Source organism: Acidovorax sp. JHL-3, from assembly GCF_000526295.1.
In the GTDB taxonomy this organism is placed as follows: Bacteria; Pseudomonadota; Gammaproteobacteria; order Burkholderiales; family Burkholderiaceae_C; genus Acidovorax; species Acidovorax defluvii.
Map to the genome: position 1 here is coordinate 357,390 of NZ_JAFU01000001.1, position 22,910 is coordinate 380,299.

Annotated in this window: 23 protein-coding genes; 13 read left to right on the forward strand and 10 right to left on the reverse strand. The window is 65.3% G+C overall.

Annotation, left to right across the window (positions count from 1 at the left end; genetic code table 11):
• The first annotated feature begins 183 nt into the window (after positions 1–183).
• The 4 genes from K226_RS0101635 (at position 184) to K226_RS0101655 (ending at position 4,922) form a co-directional block, all read left to right on the forward strand.
• Positions 184–993, forward strand: coding sequence for an ABC transporter ATP-binding protein (locus K226_RS0101635; protein WP_024813135.1), 810 nt, complete (start codon positions 184–186; stop codon positions 991–993).
• Positions 994–1,220: 227 nt separating this feature from the next.
• Complete coding sequence (locus tag K226_RS0101640) at positions 1,221–2,468, forward strand: phenylacetate--CoA ligase family protein (protein WP_024813136.1); 1,248 nt, start codon at positions 1,221–1,223, stop codon at positions 2,466–2,468.
• A gap of 250 nt (positions 2,469–2,718) precedes the next feature.
• Entirely contained in the window at positions 2,719–3,705 is a 987-nt protein-coding gene (locus K226_RS0101645) for a tripartite tricarboxylate transporter substrate-binding protein (protein ID WP_024813137.1), read from the forward strand.
• Positions 3,706–3,896: 191 nt separating this feature from the next.
• Positions 3,897–4,922, forward strand: a complete 1,026-nt coding sequence (locus tag K226_RS0101655) for a tripartite tricarboxylate transporter substrate binding protein (RefSeq protein ID WP_024813138.1) — start codon at positions 3,897–3,899, stop codon at positions 4,920–4,922.
• A 25-nt stretch (positions 4,923–4,947) separates the two neighbouring features.
• Here the strand turns inward: K226_RS0101655 and K226_RS0101660 are convergent, their stop codons facing one another.
• The 3 genes from K226_RS0101660 to K226_RS0101670 form a co-directional block, all read right to left on the reverse strand.
• Entirely contained in the window at positions 4,948–5,262 is a 315-nt protein-coding gene (locus K226_RS0101660) for a DUF1840 domain-containing protein (protein ID WP_024813139.1), read from the reverse strand.
• Complete coding sequence (locus tag K226_RS0101665; protein WP_024813140.1) at positions 5,223–6,539, reverse strand: class I SAM-dependent methyltransferase; 1,317 nt, start codon at positions 6,537–6,539, stop codon at positions 5,223–5,225. Before K226_RS0101665 ends, K226_RS0101660 begins: the two co-directional genes overlap by 40 nt.
• Positions 6,540–6,877: 338 nt before the next feature.
• Positions 6,878–7,843: an EamA family transporter gene (locus K226_RS0101670; protein WP_024813141.1), complete on the reverse strand. Its 966-nt coding sequence runs from the start codon at positions 7,841–7,843 to the stop codon at positions 6,878–6,880.
• A 70-nt stretch (positions 7,844–7,913) separates the two neighbouring features.
• Here K226_RS0101670 and K226_RS0101675 point away from each other — a divergent pair, with 70 nt between their 5' ends.
• The 4 genes from K226_RS0101675 to K226_RS0101690 all read left to right on the forward strand — a co-directional run bounded on the left by K226_RS0101675 (position 7,914) and on the right by K226_RS0101690 (position 11,018).
• A complete protein-coding gene (locus K226_RS0101675; RefSeq protein WP_236637137.1) occupies positions 7,914–8,402 on the forward strand; it encodes an Lrp/AsnC family transcriptional regulator in 489 nt (162 codons plus the stop codon).
• A gap of 52 nt (positions 8,403–8,454) precedes the next feature.
• Positions 8,455–9,180 (forward strand): DUF1045 domain-containing protein, encoded by a 726-nt coding sequence (locus K226_RS0101680; RefSeq protein WP_024813143.1) that lies wholly within the window; start codon positions 8,455–8,457, stop codon positions 9,178–9,180.
• A 137-nt stretch (positions 9,181–9,317) separates the two neighbouring features.
• Entirely contained in the window at positions 9,318–9,740 is a 423-nt protein-coding gene (gene arsC, locus K226_RS0101685) for an arsenate reductase (glutaredoxin) (RefSeq protein WP_024813144.1), read from the forward strand.
• Between the two features lie 60 nt (positions 9,741–9,800).
• A complete protein-coding gene (locus tag K226_RS0101690) occupies positions 9,801–11,018 on the forward strand; it encodes an MFS transporter (RefSeq protein WP_024813145.1) in 1,218 nt (405 codons plus the stop codon).
• Positions 11,019–11,067: 49 nt separating this feature from the next.
• On the opposite strand, the gene K226_RS0101695 is transcribed toward K226_RS0101690, so the two are convergent.
• On the reverse strand, positions 11,068–11,427 hold the full coding sequence (locus K226_RS0101695; RefSeq protein ID WP_024813146.1) for a hypothetical protein: 360 nt from the start codon (positions 11,425–11,427) through the stop codon (positions 11,068–11,070).
• Between the two features lie 55 nt (positions 11,428–11,482).
• The gene (locus K226_RS0101700) at positions 11,483–12,142 is read right to left on the reverse strand and encodes a DNA-3-methyladenine glycosylase I (protein ID WP_024813147.1); all 660 of its coding nucleotides are present in this window, start codon (positions 12,140–12,142) and stop codon (positions 11,483–11,485) included.
• A gap of 122 nt (positions 12,143–12,264) precedes the next feature.
• On the opposite strand from K226_RS0101700, the gene K226_RS0101705 reads away from it, so the two are divergent.
• Genes K226_RS0101705 through K226_RS0101715 form a run of 3 tightly spaced genes read left to right on the forward strand, consistent with a single transcriptional unit; the run spans position 12,265 to position 14,528 of the window.
• Complete coding sequence (locus K226_RS0101705) at positions 12,265–13,413, forward strand: aminopeptidase (RefSeq protein ID WP_024813148.1); 1,149 nt, start codon at positions 12,265–12,267, stop codon at positions 13,411–13,413.
• Positions 13,406–13,807 (forward strand): polyhydroxyalkanoic acid system family protein, encoded by a 402-nt coding sequence (locus K226_RS0101710; RefSeq protein WP_024813149.1) that lies wholly within the window; start codon positions 13,406–13,408, stop codon positions 13,805–13,807. Before K226_RS0101705 ends, K226_RS0101710 begins: the two co-directional genes overlap by 8 nt.
• Before the next feature lies 1 nt (position 13,808).
• Positions 13,809–14,528: a nitroreductase gene (locus K226_RS0101715; protein ID WP_024813150.1), complete on the forward strand. Its 720-nt coding sequence runs from the start codon at positions 13,809–13,811 to the stop codon at positions 14,526–14,528.
• Between the two features lie 84 nt (positions 14,529–14,612).
• Here the strand turns inward: K226_RS0101715 and K226_RS0101720 are convergent, their stop codons facing one another.
• The 3 genes from K226_RS0101720 to K226_RS0101730 form a co-directional block, all read right to left on the reverse strand.
• Positions 14,613–14,867 carry an acyl-CoA-binding protein gene (locus K226_RS0101720; protein ID WP_024813151.1) on the reverse strand — a complete coding sequence of 85 codons (255 nt, stop codon included), beginning with the start codon at positions 14,865–14,867 and terminating at the stop codon, positions 14,613–14,615.
• 84 nt (positions 14,868–14,951) lie between these two features.
• Positions 14,952–16,052 (reverse strand): M14 family metallopeptidase, encoded by a 1,101-nt coding sequence (locus K226_RS0101725; RefSeq protein WP_024813152.1) that lies wholly within the window; start codon positions 16,050–16,052, stop codon positions 14,952–14,954.
• A gap of 115 nt (positions 16,053–16,167) precedes the next feature.
• Entirely contained in the window at positions 16,168–17,373 is a 1,206-nt protein-coding gene (locus K226_RS0101730) for a M20 aminoacylase family protein (protein ID WP_024813153.1), read from the reverse strand.
• 77 nt (positions 17,374–17,450) lie between these two features.
• Between K226_RS0101730 and argE the strand changes: the two genes are divergently transcribed.
• Entirely contained in the window at positions 17,451–18,608 is a 1,158-nt protein-coding gene (gene argE / locus K226_RS0101735) for an acetylornithine deacetylase (RefSeq protein ID WP_024813154.1), read from the forward strand.
• Positions 18,609–18,633: 25 nt separating this feature from the next.
• Here argE and K226_RS0101740 read toward each other — a convergent pair whose 3' ends face one another.
• Positions 18,634–19,782 carry an ABC transporter substrate-binding protein gene (locus K226_RS0101740; RefSeq protein ID WP_024813155.1) on the reverse strand — a complete coding sequence of 383 codons (1,149 nt, stop codon included), beginning with the start codon at positions 19,780–19,782 and terminating at the stop codon, positions 18,634–18,636.
• 124 nt (positions 19,783–19,906) lie between these two features.
• Here K226_RS0101740 and K226_RS0101745 point away from each other — a divergent pair, with 124 nt between their 5' ends.
• On the forward strand, positions 19,907–22,009 hold the full coding sequence (locus K226_RS0101745; RefSeq protein WP_024813156.1) for a molybdopterin-dependent oxidoreductase: 2,103 nt from the start codon (positions 19,907–19,909) through the stop codon (positions 22,007–22,009).
• A 166-nt stretch (positions 22,010–22,175) separates the two neighbouring features.
• Here K226_RS0101745 and K226_RS0101750 read toward each other — a convergent pair whose 3' ends face one another.
• Entirely contained in the window at positions 22,176–22,856 is a 681-nt protein-coding gene (locus tag K226_RS0101750) for a type 1 glutamine amidotransferase domain-containing protein (RefSeq protein ID WP_024813157.1), read from the reverse strand.
• Positions 22,857–22,910: the final 54 nt, after the last annotated feature.

Consider the following 22,910-nt stretch of genomic DNA (forward strand, 5'->3'; position numbering starts at 1 on the left):
GCGCCTTCCCCCTTCTCTTGCAGCGCTACGCGCTGCGGAAGGGGGACAACGCCAGCGCTGCGGGGCGGCCCTTGCGCGGCGTTCCTGGCCTGGGCCGCGCCAGTTATTACCGGCTGTGTTTACAGCCGCCAATCGAAAAGGGTGCACCGCAACCCTTTCGATTGGCAAAGCGAAGGCAACACAATGGACTCCAAAAACATCGTTCTGAACGTCAACGGCATCGAGGTCATCTACAATCACGTGATCCTCGTGCTCAAGGGTGTCTCGCTGCAGGTGCCCGAGGGCAGCATCGTCGCCATCCTGGGCGGCAATGGCGCCGGCAAGACCACCACGTTGCGCGCCGTCTCCAACCTGCTCAAGGGTGAACGGGGCGAGGTCACCAAGGGCAATATCGATCTGCGCGGCGAGCGCATCGAGAACCTCTCCCCCGCCGATCTGGTCAAGCGCGGCGTGGTGCAGGTGATGGAAGGGCGTCATTGCTTTGCCCACCTCACCATCGAGGAAAACCTGCTCACCGGCTCCTACACGCGGTCGAGCAAGGCCGAGATCGCTGCCAACCTGGAAAAGGTCTACAACTATTTTCCGCGCCTCAAGACGCGCCGCACCTCGCAGGCGGCCTACACCTCAGGGGGCGAGCAGCAGATGTGTGCCATTGGCCGCGCCCTGATGACCAACCCCAGCATGGTGCTGCTCGACGAGCCGTCCATGGGCCTGGCGCCCCAGATCGTGGAAGAGGTGTTCAACATCGTCAAGGACCTGAACACCAAGGAGAAAGTGACCTTTCTTCTGGCCGAGCAGAACACCAACATGGCACTGAAGTACTCCGACTACGGCTACATCATGGAATCGGGCCGCATTGTGATGGACGGTCCATCCTCCGACCTCGCCAGCAACGAAGACGTGAAGGAGTTCTACCTGGGCGTGGGCGGTGGTGAGCGCAAGAGCTTCAAGGACGTCAAGAGCTACAAGCGCCGCAAGCGCTGGTTGGCTTAAGGAGCCCTCTGTGGCACTGCGCGCCTTCCCCCTCAGGGGGACGCACCCGGTGGCCTGGCAAAGCCAGTTCCACGGGTGCGCTGGCGATCGCCGCGCCGGGATTCAAGGCAGCGCCCTTTGTTGATCTCAGTTCAAAACGTTTTCGCTCTTAATTTGATAGCTGCTTGCGCTTTATAGATAAGCGCCAGAGGCATTTTTGACTCAAACCTACCCAAAGGAACCCAGGCATGAGCACGTTCTATGACGCCTTGGAAACGCGCAGCCCAGCAGAGCGTGAAGCGGCGCTGATGGCGGCGCTGCCGCAGCAAATCGCCCATGCCCAGAAGGCATCACCCGCATTTGCCAGCATTCTGGCGGGGGTGGATGCCGGGTCCGTCACCAGCCGCGAGGCGCTGGCTGCGCTGCCGGTCACACGCAAGCACGAGCTGCTGGAGCGCCAGCAGGCTGGCCGCGCCACCAACGTGTTTGGCGGCTTCAGCGCGCTGGGCTTTGGGCCGGGCATGACGCGCGTGTTTGCCAGCCCTGGAACCATCTACGAGCCCGAGGGCACGCGGCCCGATTACTGGCGCATGGCGCGGGCCATCCACGCCGCAGGCTTTCGGCCCGGCGAGTTGATACACAACAGCTTCAGCTACCACTTCGTGCCCGCAGGCTCCATGATGGAAACCGGCGCGCATGCGCTGGGCTGCACGGTCTTCCCCGGCGGCACGGGCCAGACCGAGCAGCAGGTGCTGGCCATGGCCGAACTGCAGCCTGCGGGCTACATCGGCACGCCCAGCTTCCTCAAAATCCTTATCGAGAAAGCTGCTGAACTGGGCGTGCCCCTGCCGAGCGTGAAAAAGGCCCTGGTCTCTGGCGAGGCGTTTCCACCCAGCCTGCGCGACTGGTTCGCCGAACGCGGCATCGCCGGCTACCAGTGCTACGCCACGGCCGATCTGGGGCTGATTGCCTATGAGACCACGGCACGCGAAGGCCTGGTGCTGGACGAAGGGGTGATCGTCGAGATCGTGCGCCCCGGTACGGGAGATCCGGTGCCGGAGGGCGAGGTGGGGGAAGTCGTGGTGACCACCCTGAACCCCGACTACCCGCTGATCCGTTTTGGCACCGGCGACCTGTCTGCCGTAATGCCCGGCATGTGCCCCACCGGCCGCACCAACACGCGCATCAAGGGCTGGATGGGGCGTGCCGACCAGACCACCAAGGTGCGGGGCATGTTCGTGCACCCGGGCCAGGTCGCCGACATTGCCCGCCGGTTTCCACAGGTGCTGCGGGCCAGGCTGGTGGTCAGCGGCGAAATGGCCAACGACGAGATGGTGCTGCAGGTCGAGACGCACGAAACCGCCGAGGGCCTGGCGCAACAGCTGGCCGAGGTCACCCGCGAAGTGACCAAGCTGCGCAGCGAAGTGCAAATGGTGGCCCCAGGCTCCCTGCCCAACGACGGCCGCGTCATTGAAGACGCACGCAGCTATCGCTGAAATGCCACACCGGGGCTGGCGCGGTTTGCTCCAGCGCAAAAACCCGGTGGTGGATCGCGCGCAGGGAGTGCAAAGTTTGCCTAGCGTTTACCCTAATTTTGCTATTTTATTGATAGCATAATGCGCTTACCACATAAGCGCTAGGTGGTGATATTAATAAAATTCATCCCTGACAAGCGCTAAGTGATTTCCTCAATACACCCCTTGGGAGGGCTCGCTATCATGGCGCGTCCAAGTACAGGAGCCTTTCATGAAAAAAATGCCGAAACTCGCACTGATTGCCATCGCTGCGGCCGCCACGCTGGGTGCCCACGCCCAGGATTACCCCGCCAAGGACAAGACCGTCACTCTGGTGGTGCCCTTCACTGCAGGCGGCCCTACGGACCGCGTAGCGCGTGACCTGGCCGAAGCCTTGCGCAAGCCGCTGGGCGTTACCGTGGTCGTGGACAACACGGCAGGTGCAGGCAGCTCGATCGGTGCAGCCCGCGTGGCCCGCGCCACCCCCGATGGCTACACCCTGCTGCTCAACCACATCGGCATGTCCACCATGCCTGCGCTGTATCGCAAGCTGTCGTTCAGCGTGCCCAACGATTTCGAATACCTGGGCATGGTCAACGATGTACCCATGACCCTGATCGCACGGCCCAACATCCCTGCGAACAACATGAAGGAGCTCACCGGCTGGATCGCCCAGAACAAGGGCAAGATCAATCTGGGCAATGCAGGCTTGGGCGCTGCGTCCCACCTGTGCGGCCTGATGTTCCAGAACGCCATGCAGGTCGAAATGACCACGGTGCCTTACAAGGGCACGGCGCCAGCCATCACCGACCTGATTGGCGGCCAGATCGACCTGCTGTGCGATCAGACCACCAACACCACTTCGCAGATTGAAGGCAAGAAGGTCAAGGCCTTTGCCGTGACCACCTCCAAGCGACTCACCACCCCCGCACTCAAGGACCTGCCCACGCTGGCCGAATCGGGGCTGAAGAACTTTGAAGTGACCATCTGGCACGGCCTGTATGCACCCAAGGGCACGCCAGCGGCCATCGTGACCAAGATCAACGATGCCCTCAAGCTTGCCTTGAAAGACCCCGAATTCATCAAGAAGCAGGAGGGTCTGGGTGCCGTGGTGGTAACGGACAAGCGCATCGAGCCCGCAGAGCACAAGAAGTTTGTTCAGGCTGAAATCGACAAGTGGGGCGCCGTCATCAAGGCCGCTGGCACCTACGCCGACTGAGCCCCAGCGGTTTTCCACCGCGCCGCTGTCAGCCGCCTGCCCTCTGGGGCCAGGCGGCTTTTTTCATGGGGAATGCCCGCAACACCACCGCCTGGGGCTGCGTGAGCACAGTAGTGTGCTTGGGGTTATCCACCTGCACCGCCCGGCACAGGACGCGTAGAACCAGAGGGGTCTTCACAGAAAGGAACACCATGACCCCACGCATCAACACCTCCCGTCGCCGCAGCGTTGCTACCGTGGCGGCTGTCACGTTGGCCTGCACATTCGCGGTGCTGCCATCCGCGCATGCCCAGGGCGTTTGGCCCACCAAGCCGGTGCGCATCGTCGTGCCCTTTGCGCCCGGTGGCACTACCGACATCCTGGCGCGTGCGCTGGTGCCGGACCTTAGCCGTGCGTTTGGCCAGCAGTTCATCGTGGACAACCGGGCGGGCGCCGGAGGCAATGTGGGCGCAGAGATCGTGGCCCGGGCGCCCGGCGATGGCTACACCCTGCTGATGGGGACCGTGGGAACGCACGGAATCAACCGGGCCCTTTACGCCAAGCTGCCCTACGACCCCATCAAGGACTTTGCCCCGGTGACGCTGGTGGCTGCCGTGCCCAATGTAATGGTGATGAATGCCGACAAGGCCAAGGCGCTGGGCGTGAAAAACGTGCAGGACTTCATCCGTGTGGCCAAAGCCAGTCCGGGAAAGATGAACATGGCGTCCAGCGGCAACGGCACGTCCATCCATCTGGCGGGAGAACTGTTCAAGAGCATGACAGGTACCTACATGCTGCACCTGCCGTACCGAGGTTCAGGGCCGGCGCTGATGGACATGGTGGCGGGCAATGCCGATGTGATGTTTGACAACCTGCCATCGTCCATGGCGCAGATCAAGGCAGGCAAGCTGACCGCGCTGGCGGTGACCAGTGGCGAGCGCTCTGCCGCGCTGCCCGACGTGCCCACGGTGGAGCAGGCCGGGGGCCCCGCGCTCAAGGGCTATGAGGCGAGTTCATGGTTTGGCCTGCTGGCGCCTGCAGGAACGCCACCCGACATCGTCAACCGCATTCAGCAGGAAGTGGCCAAGGCCCTGGCATCACCGGCCATGAAAGAGCGGCTGCTGGCGCAGGGGGCCATCCCCGGAGGCAATACCCCCGCCGAGTTCACCCGGCATATTGACAATGAGCACCGCAAATGGGCGGGCGTGGTGAAAGCCTCGGGCGCAAAGGTCGATTGAGGACTGCGCAAAACCAGGGGTCGCTTCAGGCGCCCCACACCACGTCGTGCTCTTGCGCCACAGAACGGCGCAGCATTTCAAGAAACGGCGCCGCGCGCTGGTGCAGGCGCACGGTGTCCGGGCGCTCGACGGCCTCATCGTCCGTCGGCTCCTGCGCATCGGTTAGCGCCTCGTCGGCCGCAACAGCGGCTTGCAGCGCAGCCATGGCCGCCGGAATCTGTGCGGCCGTGATGATGCCGGTGGGACCGGGCGTCTTGCCGATAATCTGAAGGATCTGGCGCCCGTGGGGTTCGAGCATGATCAGATCGGGAGCGGAGCGGGATTTGAATTTGTAGAGCATGACGTGGGTGCCTCGGTGTAGATGTAGTCGCGCGTAAACGGATAAGCAGATTGTGCCCCCGTCAACGTGCCAGAGCCCATGTTGCCATCGGGGTGCACTGCCAGCATCTGGTGCAGTGCCATCCAGCCGCGCTCAAACCCCAGGGCGCTGCCAGCCAGATACAGCCGGTAGGCGCGCAATGCCTTGTCTGCCCGCTCCGGTCCCGTCTGCGCCAGCAGCACCTGGCGTGCAGATTCCAGCGCGGCTTCCAGCGCGTCCGACCAGGCCCACAGCGTGCGGGCGTAATGGGGGCGCAGATTTTCGGTGTCCACCATCTCCAGCCCGGCCTGCGCCATGTCGTGCAACACGGCACTGGCGTGCAGTAACTCGCCGCCCGGAAAGATGTATTGCTCGATGAAATCGCCCATGCCGGCGCCCAGTTGCGCGTTGTCCACACCACCGGCGGTGATGCCGTGGTTGAGCAGCAGCCCGCCGGGGTGCAAGAGGTTTCGCACGGTGGCGAAGTAGGCGCTCATCTTCGCCCGCCCCACATGCTCGAACATGCCCACGGATGCCACCTTGTCGAAAGGCTTTTCGGCCTGGAGTTCCCGGTAGTCGCACAGCTGCACGCGCACCCGCCCCGCGAGCCCGCGTGCCGCTATGAGTTGCTGCACATGCGCATGCTGGTTGCGCGATACCGTGATGCCCGTCGCATCCACACCATAGTGCTCCGCAGCCCACAGCAGCAGGGCACCCCAGCCGGCGCCTATGTCCAGAAAACGCTCACCCGGCTGAAGACGCAGCTTGCGGCAGATCAGATCCAGCTTGGCCTCCTGCGCGCGCGCCAGCGTCATGGTGGGGTCGCGAAAATAGGCACACGAATACACCCTGAGCGGGTCCAGCCAAAGCGCATAAAAATCATCCGACAGGTCGTAGTGAAACTGCACCTGGCGCGCATCCTGCGGCACGGAGTGCACCGCCATCGATCGCGCACGCGCCAGCACCTGGCGCCACCAGTGATGGCGCGAGTCCTGCACCGGGTTGCGCGCCAGCAGCCCGGCGGCAGCGGCCATCAGTGCGCGCATGCTGCCTTCCAACGCCACCTTGCCCTCGACAATCGCCGCACCGACCTTGCCAATTTCCCCCGAGGCCAGGGCCACCAGCGCCATGCGGTCCCGAAACCGCAAAGTTACGGCCGCGTCACGCGCACCCAGCTGCTGCCCCGCAGGCAACTGAACCGCCATGCGGACCGGCAGCGTCTGAAGACGCCCTTCGAGTATGTGCAGCAAGTGCTTCATGAATGCGCATTCTTGAAGTTGCCATCCGGCGCGTCAACACGCCATCGGCGCATCAAGGGAATGCGCCACACAGCGGCTCAGCCCCGCCTGTGGCCAGCAGCAGGCCTCTCGCCGCCCTCCCGTTGGAGGGGCACCGGTCTGAAACCCGTTTTTGGCGCAGCAAAGGTTCGATCTACTTACCTTTGGTTTCTGCGTTCCTGCGTACCCAAAAATTCGCGCCTGCATCCGCAACGCCCCGGTGAATCCCGGCAACCCTGCAGCGCATCGAAAGTACCGACCGCTCGCCACCAGCACGTCAACTTTGCCGGGCAGCGCGCACCGCGCCCACCCGGCAAACGTCAGGCAGGGGGCCGCTGCACCTCACAGGCCGGGTGTGGGGCCACACGCCGCCATTTCACCCACCAGACCCGCATCGCCGAGCCATACAGAATGAATGCCAGCGCAGCTACCACCAGCGGTAGCGCAGCGAACACCCAGCCCGTCAATCGCTCGCCCCCCATGCCCACACCAACCAACAGAGCCACGGCCGGATTCACAAACGAATAGCTGCCAGCCAAAGCAGCCGAGGTGTTTTGCAACAGCCACAGGTAGGCATTGAGCGCTACCAAGGTGCCAAACACCAGCAGATAGATCCACGCGGCCCACGAGCTGGCGCTGACCTGGCCCAGGGCAGACAACGGCTCAAACCACAGCGCCACCACCAACCCCATGGCACCGCCAGAAAACCACTGCGCGGCCGAGGCCATGGCGGGTGCAGGCAGCGACAGTTTGCGCGAGGCGTAGGAGCCGACGCTCCAGCACAGCGGCGCACCAAAGGCCAGCAGCGCACCGAGCCAGGTGGCCGAGAAATCTCCCTCCAGCGCCAGCAGCAGGGCACCGGCCACGCCCAGCGCCAGCCCGATCCAGCTCGTGGATGGCACCCGCTCGGCGCCCCAGCGCGACCACAGCGCCAGCCACATGGGCATGGTGGTGACCACGGTGGCCATCAGGCCCGAACCGATGCCCAGCTTTTGCGCAAAGCCGATCAGGTTCATGGCCAGAAACACCATCAGCCCGCCAACCAGGGCCGAGTTGCGCCACTGCTGCGCCGTTGGCAGCGCATGTCCCTGCATGAGCGCGATCAGCAGCATCACGCCACCGGCGCACAGGAAGCGGATCGCGTTCATCAGCAGGGGCGGCATGGTCTGCAGTGCGATGCCAATGGCGAAATACGTGGTGCCCCACACCACATAGACCAGCAGCAAGGCCACCGCAACGGCCCAGGTGCGCTGCACACGGGCTTGCGCATTGAAAATTGCCGGCATATTCTTCCCCTTACCGAATAATTTATGGAAACCACAAGGTTTTCGGAATTTTTACCAAAATTTAGCCTTCATGCAAGCAAATATTCAGACAGATGACATGGACGCCAGAATAATTTCGGCGCTTGGCGCGGATGGCCGGCGTTCCTATGCCGACGTGGGGACTGAAGTGGGGTTGTCCACCGCTGCCGTGCATGAGCGCGTGAAGAAGCTGCTCGACAAAGGGGTAATCCGTCGCTTCTCGATCAGCGTGGCCCCGGAGCGGGTGGGGCTGAACTTCACGGCTTTCGTGGCCATCCGCAACGACGGCGGCATCCACTGCCGTGACGTGGCACCGCGTCTGCGTGCCATGCCGCAGGTGCAAGAGCTGCACAGTGTGGCGGGCGAATACGACTTTTTGGCCAAAGTGCGCACCACCCATGCGCGCGCGCTGGAGGATGTGCTGTACGAGATCAAGGCCATTGCGGGCGTGGCACGCACCACCAGCACCGTGGTGCTCAACACCGAGTTTGAAGACCGCCCGCTGGACCTGGGCTGGGTGAATGGAGACAAAGGCGGCTGAGCAATGCGACCACTGCCCGCGCCCCGTTTGCACCCCGCACCACAATCCCGCCATGCACCACAGCACGCCCTCCGCCGCCCACCGCTACGCGGTGTCTTACGCACCCAACCCTGGCAGCCTGGGCTGGCTGGCCGGAAGCCACTGGCTGGGCCGCTGCGCCGCACTGCTGCAGCCCCTGCAGCAACCAGAGATTGAGGGCGTGAGCCCGCAAGACCTGCTGCAGCTGACCGCTGCGCCACGCATCCATGGCTGGCATGCCGCACTCATGGCTCCGTTTGCGCTGGCTGTCGGCACCGACTGGGTCACGCTGCACCACGAAGTTCAAACGGTGGCACACAGCCTGGAACCGGTGGTTTTGCCACCCCTGCATGTGGAGCGCATCGACGACTTTCTGGCGCTCGTACCGCTCGCCTCCCCCGCTGCCAATGCGCTCATCCACAAGGCTGCCGCACGGTGCATGACCCAGCTGCAACTGCTGGCAGCGCCGCCGTCCGACGCCGGTTTGGCCCATCAGCAGTCCGCACACCTGACGCACCGGCAGGCCCAATTGCTGCAGCACCCAAGCCACCCGCTCAAGCTGGACGAGTACCGGTTTTACCTGCCCATCACCGGCCCCCTGCAACAGGTGGACGCCCAGACACAGGCCCTGGTGTTCGACGCCGCACAGGAGTTCTTCTCCGACCTGCCCCCGCTGCGTTTCAACAGCCTGGCGTTGTTCGCCCAGCCGGCACCGGGCACGGATTTCGTGCTGCTGGACCACCTGGAGATGGCGCGCTAACAGTCGCCCCTGCAAGCCGCCTGATCATGGCTACCATCTTGCCGTCGCTGCACAGGCCCGCGCCCCGCGCGGCGGATCCATTCACGCCCCGACCTGCCAGCGCCTGAAGCTGCACTCCCCCCACCACCGACCCAGCCATGCCCCGCATCACCATCTATCACAACCCCCAATGCGGTACGTCCCGCAACACCCTGGCCATGATCCGCAACAGCGGCGCCGAGCCCGAGGTCATCGAATATCTGAAGACCCCACCCGACCGCGCCACGCTGCTAGCACTGATTGCGGCCACCGGCCAGCCAGTGATCAACGCAGTGCGGACCAAGGAAGCGCTGTTCACAGAACTGCACCTGGGCGCCCCTGGCGTGACCGACACGCAGCTCATTGACGCCATGCTGGCCCACCCCGTCCTCATCAACCGTCCCATCGTCGTCACGCCGCTGGGCACGCGGCTGTGTCGCCCGTCCGAGCAGGTGCTGGACATCCTGCCCGCACCGCAGAAGGGAGCCTTCACCAAGGAGGACGGTGAAGTGGTCATCGATGCCAAAGGCCGACGCGCCTGACGCACCGCCCGCAGCACACCCTCGCGCCCCCCGTCTGCACACCGTGCCGCACAACCTGCCATGAGGCCATCGTCCCAACGCTGGACCGTGGCACGCCTGGGCTGCGCGCAAACGCTGGCCTGGGCCTCGACCTACTACCTGCCCGCCATGCTGGCGGTACCCATGGCGCGCGACCTGGGCGTGGCAACGTCCATGGTGTTTGCCGCGTTCTCGCTGGCGCTCATCGTGTCGGCCTTGCTGGGGCCGCTGGCGGGCCGGGCGATTGACCGGCACGGCGGCCGCCCGGTGCTGGTCGGCACCAATCTGTGGTTTGCCGCCAGCCTGGCGGGCATGGGCATGGCTCAGGGCCCCGTGGGGTTGTTCGCGGCCTGGGCGCTGATGGGCGTGGCCATGGGCTCGGGCCTGTACGAAGCGGCCTTTGCCACGCTGGTGCGTCTGTACGGCCAGGGCGCACGCGGGGCCATCACCGGCATCACCCTGATTGCGGGTTTTGCGAGCACCGTGGGCTGGCCGCTGTCGGCCTGGATGGAATTGCAATGGGGCTGGCGTGGCGCATGTTTTGGCTGGGCGGCCTTGCACCTGCTGGTGGGCTTGCCACTCAATGGCGGATTGCCCGGCATCGAGAACGCGGCAACCGGGCAGAATGCACCGGCACCGGCACCGGCACCGGCACCGGCTTCGGAGAAAGCCACGCAGGCATTGCCGACGCCTGCGGCCTCCGACGCGCCCCACGCGCTGCGCACTGCGGTGTTGCTGTCGTTTGTCTTTGCCGTGACCTGGTTCACCAGCACGGCCATGGCCGCCCACCTGCCGCGCGTGCTGCAGGCCAGCGGCACATCACTGCAGGCGGCGGTGGCCATCGCAGCGCTGGTGGGCCCCGCCCAGGTGGTGGCACGCCTGCTGGAGTTTGGCCTGCTGAGTCGCCTGCACCCGCTGCTGTCGGCCCAGCTGGCCGCCGCCGCCCACCCGGTGGGCGCGGCCATCCTGATAGTGGTGGGCGCCCCGGCAGCGGCGGTGTTCACCGTGCTGCACGGCGCGGGCAATGGCATCCTGACCATCGCCAAGGGCACGCTGCCGTTGGCGTTTTTCGGCCCGGCGGGCTACGGCGAACGCCAGGGCCTGATGATGGCACCCGCCCGCGTGGCACAGGCCTTTGCGCCGCTGCTGTTTGGACTGCTGATCGATGGCGTGGGCGCTGCGGCCTTGTGGGTTACCTCCCTGCTGGGTGTGGCGGCGCTGGCGGCGTTGTGGATGCTGCGGCCGGTAGTGCGGCAATAGTCGCTGGCACCCCGGGCCTGTCGCACCCTGATCCGCCCGTCTGCCAAGGTCAGCCCAGGAACGCCATTACTGCCGAAACAAGCGCAGCCGCCCAGCCCACACGGCGCGCAGTTTGTGCGGTCTTTCTCTCTGTCGGAAACAGCTCGCACCGGCGCCACATCCACACATTGCCCAAACCCGCCACCAGCAAGCCAGCCACCACAACCCCAACGGACGCAAGGGCCGCACCCAGCACCAGGCCACCGATCGGCGTCATCCAGGTGAACACGCCAATGGCGTTGGCCGTGCTGGCCAGCACATGCGACAGCCCGCCGCAGTCGCCGCATTGCGCAGGGCCCTCTCGCGTGGACCAGCGAAGCGCTGCGTTGCTGACGCCGGGCTGCTGGCAATGGGGGCAAACATGCTTCATGCGGGCAGGGCCGGTCGGCGGCGCAGCCTGGCATGTCGGCCGTACAGCACGGTCTTCACGGCACCACAAACTTTGCCCGCGCCTTCAAGGCCAGGGTGCGCGCATGGCAACCTTCCAGATGGTCGTTCACCAGCCCCATGGCCTGCATGAAGGCATACACCGTGGTGGGCCCCACAAAACTCCAGCCGCGCTTTTTCAGGTCTTTGGCCAGGGCAATGGACGCGGGCGACGTGGACAGGGTGCGCGCCACCTCGCGCGTGATGCGACCGGGCCGGTCGGCGGCCGCAGGCTCATGGCGCCACACGTAGTGCGCCAGCGAACCAAACTCGCGGCGCAGCTCCAGCACGCGCCGCGCATTGTTGATGGTGGACTCGATCTTGCCCCGGTGACGCACGATGGCTGCGTCCTGCACCAGGCGCTCCACGTCGCGCGCGCCCAAGGCCGCGACCTGCTCCGCATCGAAGTGGGCAAACGCCGCACGAAAGCCCTCGCGCTTGTTCAGGATGGTGAGCCAGCTCAGGCCCGACTGAAAGCCCTCCAGACACAGCTTCTCGAACAGGCGTCGGTCGTCTGCCACGGGGAAACCCCATTCATGGTCGTGGTAGTGGCGATAGCCGGGGGTGGCCTGGCACCAGCTGCAGCGCGGGCAACCGGCGTCATCCACACACAGGCCCGTGGGCACATCGGCGGTCGGCTCGGGAACAACGTGGGTCATGGTGCATTCTAGGGATGACCTGCACGCGCACAACCCCGTATCCGTTTCGCAGAAACTGGTGGGCAAGCCCTGCCCGGGCCTTGTGTCTACACTGCAGACTCCCCCTTTTTTGCCCTGCCGACATGCCCCCTTCGTTTCTGCCACGCCTTGCCCTGCTCTGCCTCATGGTGCTGGCACTGCCGGGATGCGCCAGCCACGGCAGCACGCTCGGGTACTACTGGCAATCCGTGCGTGGGCACCTGCAGATCATGCAGGCGGCCGATCCCATCGACCAGTGGATCACCCGCACCGACACCACCCCCGCACTGCGCGAGCGCCTGCACCTGGCCCAGCGCGCCCGCGCCTTTGCCGTGGCCGAGCTGGGCCTGCCCGACAACGCCAGCTACCGCCGCTATGCAGACCTCAAGCGCCCCGCCGCCGTGTGGAACGTAGTGGCCGCGCCGCCCTACGCGCTCACGCTGCACACCTGGTGCTTTCCGGTCACGGGCTGCATTGGCTATCGCGGTTACTTCGCCGAAGCCGATGCCCGGGCCGAGGCCGCACAACTGGCACAGCAAGGCCTGGAAGTCGAGGTGTATGGCGTGCCCGCCTACTCCACCCTGGGTTACATGAACTGGGCGGGCGGCGACCCGCTGCTCAGCACGTTCATCGCCTGGCCCGAGGGCGAGTTTGTGCGCCTGCTGTTCCACGAGCTGGCGCACCAGGTGGTCTATGCACCGGGCGACACACTGTTCAACGAATCGTTTGCCACGGCGGTAGAGCGGTTGGGCAGCGCGCAGTGGCTGGCGACCCAATCCACACCACAGGCCCGCCAGGCTTTTGCCGAAAGCAGCGCGCGGCGCAATGCCTTCCGCGCCCTGACGCGCGCCACCCGGGAGAAGCTGGCTGCGATTTATAAGCAAAAACAGGCTCCAGCCCATGACAGTAAAGCGCTAACAGCTATGAAAACAGAAGCAATGCAATCCTTTCGAAGCGACTACGCCGCGCTGCGGGCCGGCTGGCTGGAGGCCCCCAGCGATCGCCCCACCGCCATGAATGCCGCGCAGCTGGCGGGTTATGACCGCTGGGTGGCCCATGCCAACAACGCCAGCTTTGCCGCACAGGCCGCCTACGACGAACTGGTGCCCGCGTTCGAAGCCCTTTTCGCGCGTGAGGGCCGCCAGTGGCCCCGGTTTTATGATGCTGTCAGACAACTGGCAAAACAGCCCGAAACGCAACGCCACCAGAGCCTGCGCGCACTATCACCCCCCAAGGAGCCACCCGGTGCCTGACATCCACATCCACCGCGAACACCACCTGGGCTTCCAAGAAGCCCGCAAAGTCGGCGTGTCCTGGGCCGAAAAGGCCGAAAAAAAATTCGACATGGACTGCAGCTATGAAGAAGGCGATACGCAGGACACCCTGTATTTCAGCCGTGCCGGCGTGAAAGGCACCCTGCTGGTGGATGCCCACCAGTTTGAAATGAAGGCCGCGCTGGGCTTTTTGTTTGGCGCCTTCAAGGACCGCATCGAAGCAGAAATCGGTGAGCAGCTCGATGCACTGCTCAACGCCCCCCACCCCGCTGCGCACATGGCACCGGCGACCCAAAAGAAACCGGCCAAGGCCGTCAAAGACAGCACCACGGCCCGCCGCGCGCCCGCCAAGGCTGCGGCCCGCAAAGCCTGAAATGACAGCACCGCACACACCGCCGTCCGCCACCACACCGGCCGGGACAACGCCCGCCTACGAAACGCTGTCCGCCCTGCTGCACACCCGCTACAGCTGCCGCGCTTTCCTGCCGCAGGCGCTGGACCGCGCCACCATCGACCGCATCCTTGCCGCCGCGCAGCGCACGGCCTCATGGTGCAATGCGCAGCCCTGGCAGCTCACCATTGCCAGCGGTGCCACGCTGGCGCGCCTGCGCAGCGCCCTGCAGGCCCATGTGGCCGCCGAGTCCCCGGCGCCCGACCTGCCCTGGCCGCGCGAATACCGGGGCGTCTACCAGGAGCGGCGCCGCGAATGCGGCTGGGGCCTTTACGAAGCCCTGGGCATTCCCAAGGGCGACCGCGAGGCCTCGGCACGGCAGGCGGCCCAGAACTTCACCATGTTCGGTGCGCCGCATGTGGCCATCGTCAGCAGCGACGAGGCCCTGGGCGTGTATGGCGCGGTGGACTGCGGCGCCTACGTTGGCAATTTTTTGCTGGCCGCCCACAGCCTGGGCGTGGCGACCATTGCGCAAGCCGCGCTGGCCGCCTACCCCAGTGTTCTGCGCGAGGCGCTGGGCATTGCGCAAGACCGCAGCATCGTCTGCGGCATCTCGTTCGGCCTGGCCGACCCGGCGCATCCGGCCAACGGGTTTCGCACGCAGCGCGCAGCACCGGGCGACAGCGTGACCTGGCGCGACTGACGCACTTTGGGACGCACTGCCCGCCGCATCGGCCCATGAAAAAAGCGGCATGAAGCCGCTTTTTTCATGGACGTGACCCGCGCTTCAGCTGAGCGATTCAATCAGGTCGATGTACTGCTGCTTGGCAGCATCCAGACCGGTGCCCTTGAGCTTTTCCCATGCGTCCCACTTGGCGCGGCCCACCACGTCGGAGAAGCTGGGCTTCTTTTCGGTGTTGTCGCCCGCCGTGGCCTGCTTGTACAGCGCATAGATCTTCAGCAGCGTGACGTTGTCGGGACGCTCGCTGAGGTTCTTGGAATTAGCCACAGCGGCTTCGAAAGTGGCGTTCAGGTCGGCCATGTCGTTGGTCCTTGATGGAAAAGTTGGAAAGAGAACGGTGTCGGCAAAATTTTGCTGCGCTGTATCTTAGAACGATTCACGCCCTCAGGGCCGCTTCAGTCCCTGCACCGCCTGGAACATCGACTGCCGCGCCTGGCTGATGATCTGACCCTTCCAGGCGTCGGTGTCGGTATAGAACGCCGCCAGCATCTGCGCCTTGATCTGCGCGGCCTGTACAGCGGGGGCCTGTGGGTGGAGATAGAGCCAGTGCTCGGCACGCAGCGCCTGCAGCACATCCTGCAACGGCTGCGTGCCGTATTCCATGGCAATGCCGGTGAACTCGGCCTGGGGGCATTCGTCCAGGATGGCGCTCCACATCAGCCCGGTAAGAAAAGCCGAGGTGGACGAACCGTCGTAGATGGAAGTGACGGGCGTGGCGCCGTCGCCCGCCCACCAGTGGCGCGCGCGCTGCACGGCGGCGGCATCGTCAGGCCCGCAGTAGATGCGCTCGCCCAGGCCACTGGGTCCCAGGCCTGTATGCAGATCAATCCAGCCCACGCGCGATGCCCGGCGGCCATGCTGGCGCAGCACGGCGCGCAGCGTCTGGTTGCTCCAGGTCGGCGCCGTGCCACCAAAGTAAAGGCCCTGGGCAAACTCATGCTGCCCGCGCGTGATGGCGGCCTGCCAGGCCGCTGCGCCATGCGTGGCGATGTAGGCCTGCACCGCCTGCACGTTGTCCGCCTGCGGTGGCCACGCATGGGGCAGCAGCAGCGGTGCCACTTCGCGGTAAGCGGCGTTGACGGGAAGTGGCTGGCTGAAGTCGTGGAAATTGCGGTTCAGGTCCACGTTCTCGTGCGTGGTGCGGCGCAGTTGCGAAAACCCATAGGGGTTGAGCGCATGGATGTACAGCACGGCCACGCCTTGGGCGTGCGCCAGGTCGCGCCACTCCTGGTCGTGCAGCGCAAACACCTGCACGCCACTGCCGCAAAACCCCTCCACCCCATGGCAGCCGCTGCTCACGATGAGCAGCTTGTCGGCGTCGGGTGGGCCATCGCGCACCACGTCCATGGCCAGGTCTTCGCCATCGCGCCCCAGCAAAGGATGGCGGTGCGATTCGATCGGCAGGCTGGCCGTGGCGGCGGCCTCCAGGAACTGCGTGCGTGCACGCGCGTAGGTGGGAGCAAACGCCTGGACGATACCGATCATGGTGTTTCCTGAACAGATGGCAAAAGGAGCGTGCGCGGTGGTGCCGCCTGAGAACTCGCGCCCGATTCGTGAAGATGCCCAGCGTCCCGGCTGCCTTGCACCGGCCAGTCGCCGGTCAATCGCGGGCCTGCGCCAGCCATTCTTCGGCCAGCCGCACCCAATAGGTGGCGCCCAGCGGAATCAGGTCGTCATTGAAGTCGTAGCTCGGGTTGTGCAGCGTGCAGGGGCCGCCGCCGTGGCCCAGGTCGCGGTGCCCGCCGTCGCCGTTGGCAATAAAGCAGTAGGCGCCGGGCCGGGCCTGCAGCATGAAGGCGAAGTCTTCGGCGCCCATGGTGGGCTCTTGCACCAGCACGTTGGCCTCGCCCACGATGCTGGCCATCACCTTGCGCGCAAAGTCGGCCTCGGCAGCCGAATTCACGGTGGGCGGGTAGTTGCGCACAAACTCGAAATCGCAAGTGGCTTCATGCGCGGCGCAGGTGTGTTCGGCCACCTGTTTCATGCGCGCCTCGATCATGTCCAGCACCTCCAGCGTGAAGGTGCGCACGGTGCCCTGCAACTCGCAACTGTCGGGCACCACGTTGGTAGCCTCGCCCGTGTGGATCATGGTGACCGAGATCACGCCCGCATCCACCGGCTTCTTGTTGCGGCTGATGATGGTCTGAAAGGCCTGCACCATCTGGCAGGCAATGGGCACCGGGTCGATGCCGGTGTGCGGCATGGCGGCGTGACCACCCTTGCCGTGGATGGTGATCTTGAACTCGTTGCTGGAAGCCATCACCGGTCCCGGGCTCACGGCAAACTGGCCCATCTTCATGCCCGGCCAGTTGTGCATGCCAAACACGGCCTGCATGGGGAACTGCTCCAACAGGCCGTCCTCGATCATCACGCGCGCGCCGCCACCGCCCTCTTCCGCCGGCTGAAAGATCAGGTGCACGGTGCCATCGAAATTGCGGTGTTTCGCAAAGTGCTGCGCCGCCGCCAGCAGCATGGCCGTGTGCCCATCGTGGCCGCAGGCGTGCATCTTGCCGTGGTGCTGGCTCGCATGGGCAAAGGTGTTGAACTCCTGCATGGGCAGCGCGTCCATGTCGGCGCGCAGGCCGATGGCACGGCCGCTGGCGCCGCCGTCCCGCCCCTTGACGATGCCGACCACGCCGGTCTTGCCCAGCCCCCGGTGGATGGGAATGCCCCATTCGGTGAGCTTTTGTGCCACCACATCGGCGGTGCGCACTTCTTCAAAACACAGCTCGGGGTGGGCGTGAATGTCCCGGCGCACTGCGGCAATACCGGCGGCCTGGGTGACGATGGAATCAATAACGTTCATGATGTGCATCCTTACGAATTCACAGTCTAGCCCGGCTTGCAGATGGCCGCCCACCCGTACGTTGACACCCCCACGCCATGATTTCACCCCACGCCCTGGAACTTGCGCAAACCCTGGTGCGCATGAACACCGTCAGCCACCGCTCCAACCTGGAGCTGATTCATTTCATCCGCGACCATCTGGCGCAACTGGGCGTGAAAAGCCGCCTGACCTGGAACGCCGATAAAACCAAGGCCAACCTGTTTGCCACGCTGGGCGAGGGCAAGCCCGCCGGGGTCATCCTGTCGGGCCACACCGACACGGTGCCCTGGGACGGACAGGACTGGAGCATGGACCCGCTGGGCGCCGTGGTGCAGGACGGCAGGCTTTTTGGCCGTGGCAGCGCTGACATGAAGGCCTTCATTGGCATCGCCCTCTCGCAGGCCGAGCAGTTTTTGAACAGCGACGCCCCCTTTGCCGTGCACTTTGCCTTCACCTACGAAGAAGAGATCGGCTGCTTTGGTGTGAAGGAACTGATTGCCGACCTGCGCGACGCAGGCATCCGGCCTCTGGCCTGCATCGTGGGAGAACCCACCAGCATGGTGCCCGCCATCGCGCACAAGGGGGTGTACCGCTACAAGTGCTGCGTGCGCGGCAAAGAGGCCCACTCGTCGCTCACGCCGCACTCGGTCAACGCCATCGAAATGGCGGCCCGCGTGGTGGGCCGGGTGCGCGACATGGCCGAGGGGTTCGAGCGCAACGAGCCGCGCTTTGCGGGCTTTGACGTGCCGTTCTCCACGGCCAGCGTGGGCCAGTTTCACGGCGGCATCGCCGACAACGTGGTGCCGCGCGATGCCGAGTTTCGCTACGAGTTTCGCAACCTGCCCACCGCTAACGCCGCCCAGATGCAGGCCGAGGTGGTGGCCTACGCCCAGGCGCTGGAGCCGGCCATGAAGACGGTGGCGCCCGCGGCAGGTTTCAGCTTCGAGACCATCTGCGAAATCCCCAGTTTTCTGGGCAGCAAGGACGATGCCGTAACGCGCCTGGCGCAAGAGCTCACCGGCGAGAAGGGCACCACGCTGGTGGCCTTTGGCACCGAGGCCGGCCTTTTCAAGAACGCCGGCATTCCCACCGTGGTGTGCGGCCCCGGCAGCATTCAGCAGGCGCACCAGCCCGATGAATTTGTGAGCCTGGAACAGTTGGCGCGCTGCGAGGCGTTCATGCAGGGACTGGCGCGCACGCGCGCCTTGGGCTGAAAGAACGCCCGCCGTGCTGGCGGAGTCAGGTTCTGACGCGGCCGTCGCCTGTGAGCATGGACATTTCCACAAAACTCGATGCCGTGTGGTCCGAGCTGCTGAAGGACACCGGGAACCCGGAAATCACCTGCGACCCCAGGGATTCCATGCCTGCAATGAAGCTGTCGTGGCTGAGCTTGCCACCGGCCAGCGCCGGACGCAGGCCTTCGGTGAAAACGCGGGCTGCCAGGTACCCTTCCAGGCTGGAATAGTTGGCCTGCACCTTGTCGCCGCCCTTCTTGATGGCCTCCAGAAACTCGCGTGTGATCTGGCGTGAGGGCTGGTAGGGTGAGGGCACCACCTGCGACACCACCACACCCGCACCGTCCTTGCCCAGCTCGTCGGCCAGCGCCTGGGTGCCTACAAACGACACGTTATAGAACGTGCCGCCAAAGCCCGCCTTGCGCGCAGCGCGCACAAACGCAGCACTGGCCCCATAGGACGAAATCTGCACCACGGCGTCGGGCATGGCGGGCACCAGCTTGTCCACGGCGGCCTTCACGTCGGTGGTATTGCGCTCCACCGTGGCCGTGGCTACGGGCGCAAGCTTGAGATCGGCGAGCGCCTTGGTCACGCCATCCAGCCCCGCCTTGCCATATGCATCGTTCTGGTAGAACACGGCGATCTTCTTGAGCCCCAGGTTGGTGAGCTGGCGCACGATGAGCGCGGTTTCGTCGTAGTACGAAGCGCGCACATGAAATATCAGGCGGTTGAAGGGCTGGCGCAGCGCCTCAGCCCCGGTGAAGGGGCCAAAAAACGGCACTTTGGCCTGGGTGAAAATCGGCAGCGCCGCCAGGCTGGTAGGGGTGCCGATGTAGCCAAACAGCGCAAAAACGTCGTCGGCAATGAGTTTTCGGGTGTTTTCGGCGCAGCGGTCGGGCTCGTAGCCGTCGTCCATGGTGCGGATTTCCACCGTGCGCCGGCCCACGCCGCCCTGGGCATTGAGTCGGTCAAAAAAGAGCTTGGCGCCCAGGTTGAACTGGATGCCCAACTGGGCCGAAGGGCCGGTGAAGGGCGCCGACTGCCCCAGCACGATGCGGCCTTCGCCTTGCGCCTGTGCCAGATTGAAGCCGCCCAGCGCTGCCGCGCCCAAGCCTACTGAAAATTGTCTGCGCCCTATTGCCTTTTGGTTCATGGTGAAATCTCTGCTCTTGTGAATCGAGTGCGCCCCCCGGTACTGCCGGTAGGCAGCCTTCCTGGACAGGGCACAAGGTATGCACTTTATTACCTATCCTGCAGTTTACCGACCGACCCACCGAATGCCCTCGCCATCTGCCGCCAATTCCCTGCCGTCTGCCCCCTTGCAGGTGCGTGGAGCCTGCCCGCACGACTGCCCCGACACCTGCGCCCTGCTCACCACGGTGGAAAACGGCGTGGCCACCCGCGTGCAGGGCAACCCCGACCACCCGCACACCGATGGCGTGCTGTGCACCAAGGTCTCCCGCTACACCGAGCGCAGCTACCACCCCGAGCGCATCCTCACGCCCCTCAAGCGCACGGGCCCCAAGGGCAGCGGCCAGTTTGCACCCGTCAGCTGGAACGAAGCCCTGGCCGAGATCACGCAGCGTCTCGGCGCCATCGCAGCACGCAACCCAGAGGCCATCCTTCCCTACAGCTACGCGGGCACCATGGGCATGGTGCAGGGCGAGAGCATGGACCGGCGGTTTTTCCACCGCCTGGGCGCCTCGCAACTGGACCGCACCATCTGCGCGTCGGCCGGCGCCGAAGCCCTGGTGCAAACGCTGGGCGGCAAGGTGGGCATGAAGGTGGAGTTTTTTGCGCAGGCAAAGCTCATCCTGATCTGGGGCAGCAATTCGATTGGCAGCAACCTGCATTTCTGGCGCTATGCGCAGCAGGCCAAACGCAACGGCGCACGGCTGGTATGCATCGACCCGCGCAAGACCGAAACCGCCGACAAGTGCCACGAGCACATTGCCCTGCGCCCCGGCACCGATGCCGCGCTGGCCCTGGCACTGATGCACGAGCTGATCAAGAACAACTGGCTGGACCACGACTACATAACGCGCCACACACTGGGCTGGGAGCAGCTGCGCGAGCGCGCCCTGCAGTGGCCGCCCGAGCGCGCGGCCGAGGTCTGCGGCGTGCCCGCCGAGCAGATCCGCCAGCTTGCCAAAGACTATGGCACCACCCAGCCCGCCGCCATCCGCCTGAACTACGGCATGCAGCGCGTGCGCGGCGGCGGCAACGCCGTGCGCGCCGTGGCCTGCCTGCCAGCGCTCACCGGCGCCTGGCGCCACCGCGCGGGCGGCATGTTGCTGTCCAGCTCAGGCCAGTTTCCGGCGCAGCGCGCAGCGTTGCAGCGGCCTGACCTGATGCCTGCGCGCACGCCACGCACGCTCAACATGGTGCAAATTGGTGACGACCTGCTGCGCGAGGCCTCGCCCGCTTTCGGGCCCCGCGTCGAGGCCCTGGTGGTTTACAACAGCAACCCGGTGGCCGTGGCGCCCGATTCCGGCAAGGTGGTGCAGGGCTTTGCGCGCGAAGACCTGTTCACCGTGGTGCTGGAGCATTTTCAGACGGACACGGCCGACTACGCCGATTTCATCCTGCCCGCCACCACGCAGCTCGAACACTGGGACGTGCACCTGGCCTATGGCCACACCGATGTGTTGCTCAACCGCCCCGCCATCGCACCCCAGGGCCAGGCGCGCAGCAATGCGCAGATCTTCCGCGACCTGGCGGCGCGCATGGGTTTTACCGAGCCCTGCTTTGCCGACAGCGACGAAGCGCTGTGCCGACAGGCCTTTGGCGATGCGGTGGACTTTGCCCTGCTCGAAACCCAGGGCTTTGCCACGCTGGCGCTGCCCGACGCGCCGTTTGCCGAAGGCGGTTTTGCCACGCCCAGCGGAAAGTGCGAATTTTTCAGCGCCCGCCTGGCCGCGCAGGGCTTGGACGGCCTGCCCGACCACCTGCCCAACCACGAGCTGCAGGGCAGCTCGGCACACTACCCGCTGGCCATGATTTCACCGCCAGCGCGCAATTTTTTGAACTCCACCTTTGTGAACGTGCAAAGCCTGCGCGACATCGAAGGCCGCCCCGTGCTGGAGATCCACCCCGACGACGCCCTGGCGCGCGGCATTGGTGACGGCGCCGTGGTGCGCGTGTTCAACGACCGCGGCAGCTACCGCTGCCACGCTGCGGTGTCGCTGCGCGCGCGGCCCGGCGTGGTCAACGGCCTGGGCATCTGGTGGCGCAAGCTGGGGCTCGACGGCACCAACGTGAACCAGCTCACCAGCCAGTCGCTGACCGACATGGGCCGGGCGCCCACGTTTTATGACTGCCTGGTGGAGGTGCAGGCCTGTGCCCCGCACGCGGCTGCGGGCACCCCGCACGCGGCTTGATCCCTCGGGTGCTTTGCACACCCGGACTATTCACATATCGCATCAAAAACCATAGCTGCTAGCGCTTATCAGATAAGCGCTAGCAGCCAATTTCTCTCAAATTTTCTCCGCCAGCGCCCGGCACCCTGCTGGCGCTCCTGCCTGCAGGCAAGCTGTGCTGCGGGCTTCAGCCCAGCTTTTTCAGCAACGCATGCGCCGCGGGCTCCGACGACGCGGGGTTTTGCCCCGTGATCAGCAGTCCGTCAGTGATCGCATAGGGCTGCCAGTCGCCCAGCTTGGCGTAGTGCCCGCCGTTGGCCTTGAGCATGTCTTCCACCAGAAACGGCACCACGTCGGTCAACCCCACGGCGGCTTCCTCGGTGTTGGTGAAACCGGTCACGTTTTTGCCCTTGACCACCGATTGGCCATCCGGGCCCTTGGGGTGGCGCAGCACGGCGGGCGCGTGGCACACCGCCGCCACGGGTTTGCCCGCGTTGAGCGTGGCCTCGATGAGTGCGATGGAGTGCGCGTCTTCAGCCAGGTCCCACAGCGGGCCATGGCCGCCGGGGTAGAACACTGCGTCGTAGTCGGCTGCATTCACGTCGGCCAGGCGCTGGGTGCTGGCCAGCTGCTTTTGTGCAGCCGCATCGGCCTTGAAGCGGCGCGTGGCGTCGGTCTGCGCGCCGGGGTCGTCGCTTTTGGGGTCCAGCGGCGGCTGGCCGCCCTGGGGCGATGCCAGCGTCACGTCCGCGCCCGCGTCCTTGAACACGTAGTACGGTGCGGCAAACTCTTCCAGCCAGAAGCCGGTTTTGGCACCGGTGTTGCCCAGCTGGTCGTGGGAGGTGAGAACCATCAATATCTTTGGCATGCAATGTCCTTTGGAGTGATCTTGTGGCCGGGCCGCATGGGCGCAACGATGCGC

Coding starts and splice junctions, on each gene's coding strand:
- K226_RS0101675 (WP_236637137.1), top strand. CDS start 7,914: ATGCAAGCAAATATTCAGACAGATGACATGGACGCCAGAATAATTTCG.
- K226_RS0101670 (WP_024813141.1), bottom strand. CDS start 7,843: ATGCCGGCAATTTTCAATGCGCAAGCCCGTGTGCAGCGCACCTGGGCC.
- K226_RS0101645 (WP_024813137.1), top strand. CDS start 2,719: ATGAAAAAAATGCCGAAACTCGCACTGATTGCCATCGCTGCGGCCGCC.
- K226_RS0101660 (WP_024813139.1), bottom strand. CDS start 5,262: ATGCTCTACAAATTCAAATCCCGCTCCGCTCCCGATCTGATCATGCTC.
- K226_RS0101750 (WP_024813157.1), bottom strand. CDS start 22,856: ATGCCAAAGATATTGATGGTTCTCACCTCCCACGACCAGCTGGGCAAC.
- K226_RS0101635 (WP_024813135.1), top strand. CDS start 184: ATGGACTCCAAAAACATCGTTCTGAACGTCAACGGCATCGAGGTCATC.
- K226_RS0101695 (WP_024813146.1), bottom strand. CDS start 11,427: ATGAAGCATGTTTGCCCCCATTGCCAGCAGCCCGGCGTCAGCAACGCA.
- K226_RS0101680 (WP_024813143.1), top strand. CDS start 8,455: ATGCACCACAGCACGCCCTCCGCCGCCCACCGCTACGCGGTGTCTTAC.
- K226_RS0101655 (WP_024813138.1), top strand. CDS start 3,897: ATGACCCCACGCATCAACACCTCCCGTCGCCGCAGCGTTGCTACCGTG.
- K226_RS0101665 (WP_024813140.1), bottom strand. CDS start 6,539: ATGAAGCACTTGCTGCACATACTCGAAGGGCGTCTTCAGACGCTGCCG.
- K226_RS0101745 (WP_024813156.1), top strand. CDS start 19,907: ATGCCCTCGCCATCTGCCGCCAATTCCCTGCCGTCTGCCCCCTTGCAG.
- arsC (WP_024813144.1), top strand. CDS start 9,318: ATGCCCCGCATCACCATCTATCACAACCCCCAATGCGGTACGTCCCGC.
- K226_RS0101640 (WP_024813136.1), top strand. CDS start 1,221: ATGAGCACGTTCTATGACGCCTTGGAAACGCGCAGCCCAGCAGAGCGT.
- K226_RS0101730 (WP_024813153.1), bottom strand. CDS start 17,373: ATGAACGTTATTGATTCCATCGTCACCCAGGCCGCCGGTATTGCCGCA.
- K226_RS0101725 (WP_024813152.1), bottom strand. CDS start 16,052: ATGATCGGTATCGTCCAGGCGTTTGCTCCCACCTACGCGCGTGCACGC.
- K226_RS0101700 (WP_024813147.1), bottom strand. CDS start 12,142: ATGACCCACGTTGTTCCCGAGCCGACCGCCGATGTGCCCACGGGCCTG.
- K226_RS0101740 (WP_024813155.1), bottom strand. CDS start 19,782: ATGAACCAAAAGGCAATAGGGCGCAGACAATTTTCAGTAGGCTTGGGC.
- K226_RS0101705 (WP_024813148.1), top strand. CDS start 12,265: ATGCCCCCTTCGTTTCTGCCACGCCTTGCCCTGCTCTGCCTCATGGTG.
- K226_RS0101690 (WP_024813145.1), top strand. CDS start 9,801: ATGAGGCCATCGTCCCAACGCTGGACCGTGGCACGCCTGGGCTGCGCG.
- K226_RS0101715 (WP_024813150.1), top strand. CDS start 13,809: ATGACAGCACCGCACACACCGCCGTCCGCCACCACACCGGCCGGGACA.
- argE (WP_024813154.1), top strand. CDS start 17,451: ATGATTTCACCCCACGCCCTGGAACTTGCGCAAACCCTGGTGCGCATG.
- K226_RS0101720 (WP_024813151.1), bottom strand. CDS start 14,867: ATGGCCGACCTGAACGCCACTTTCGAAGCCGCTGTGGCTAATTCCAAG.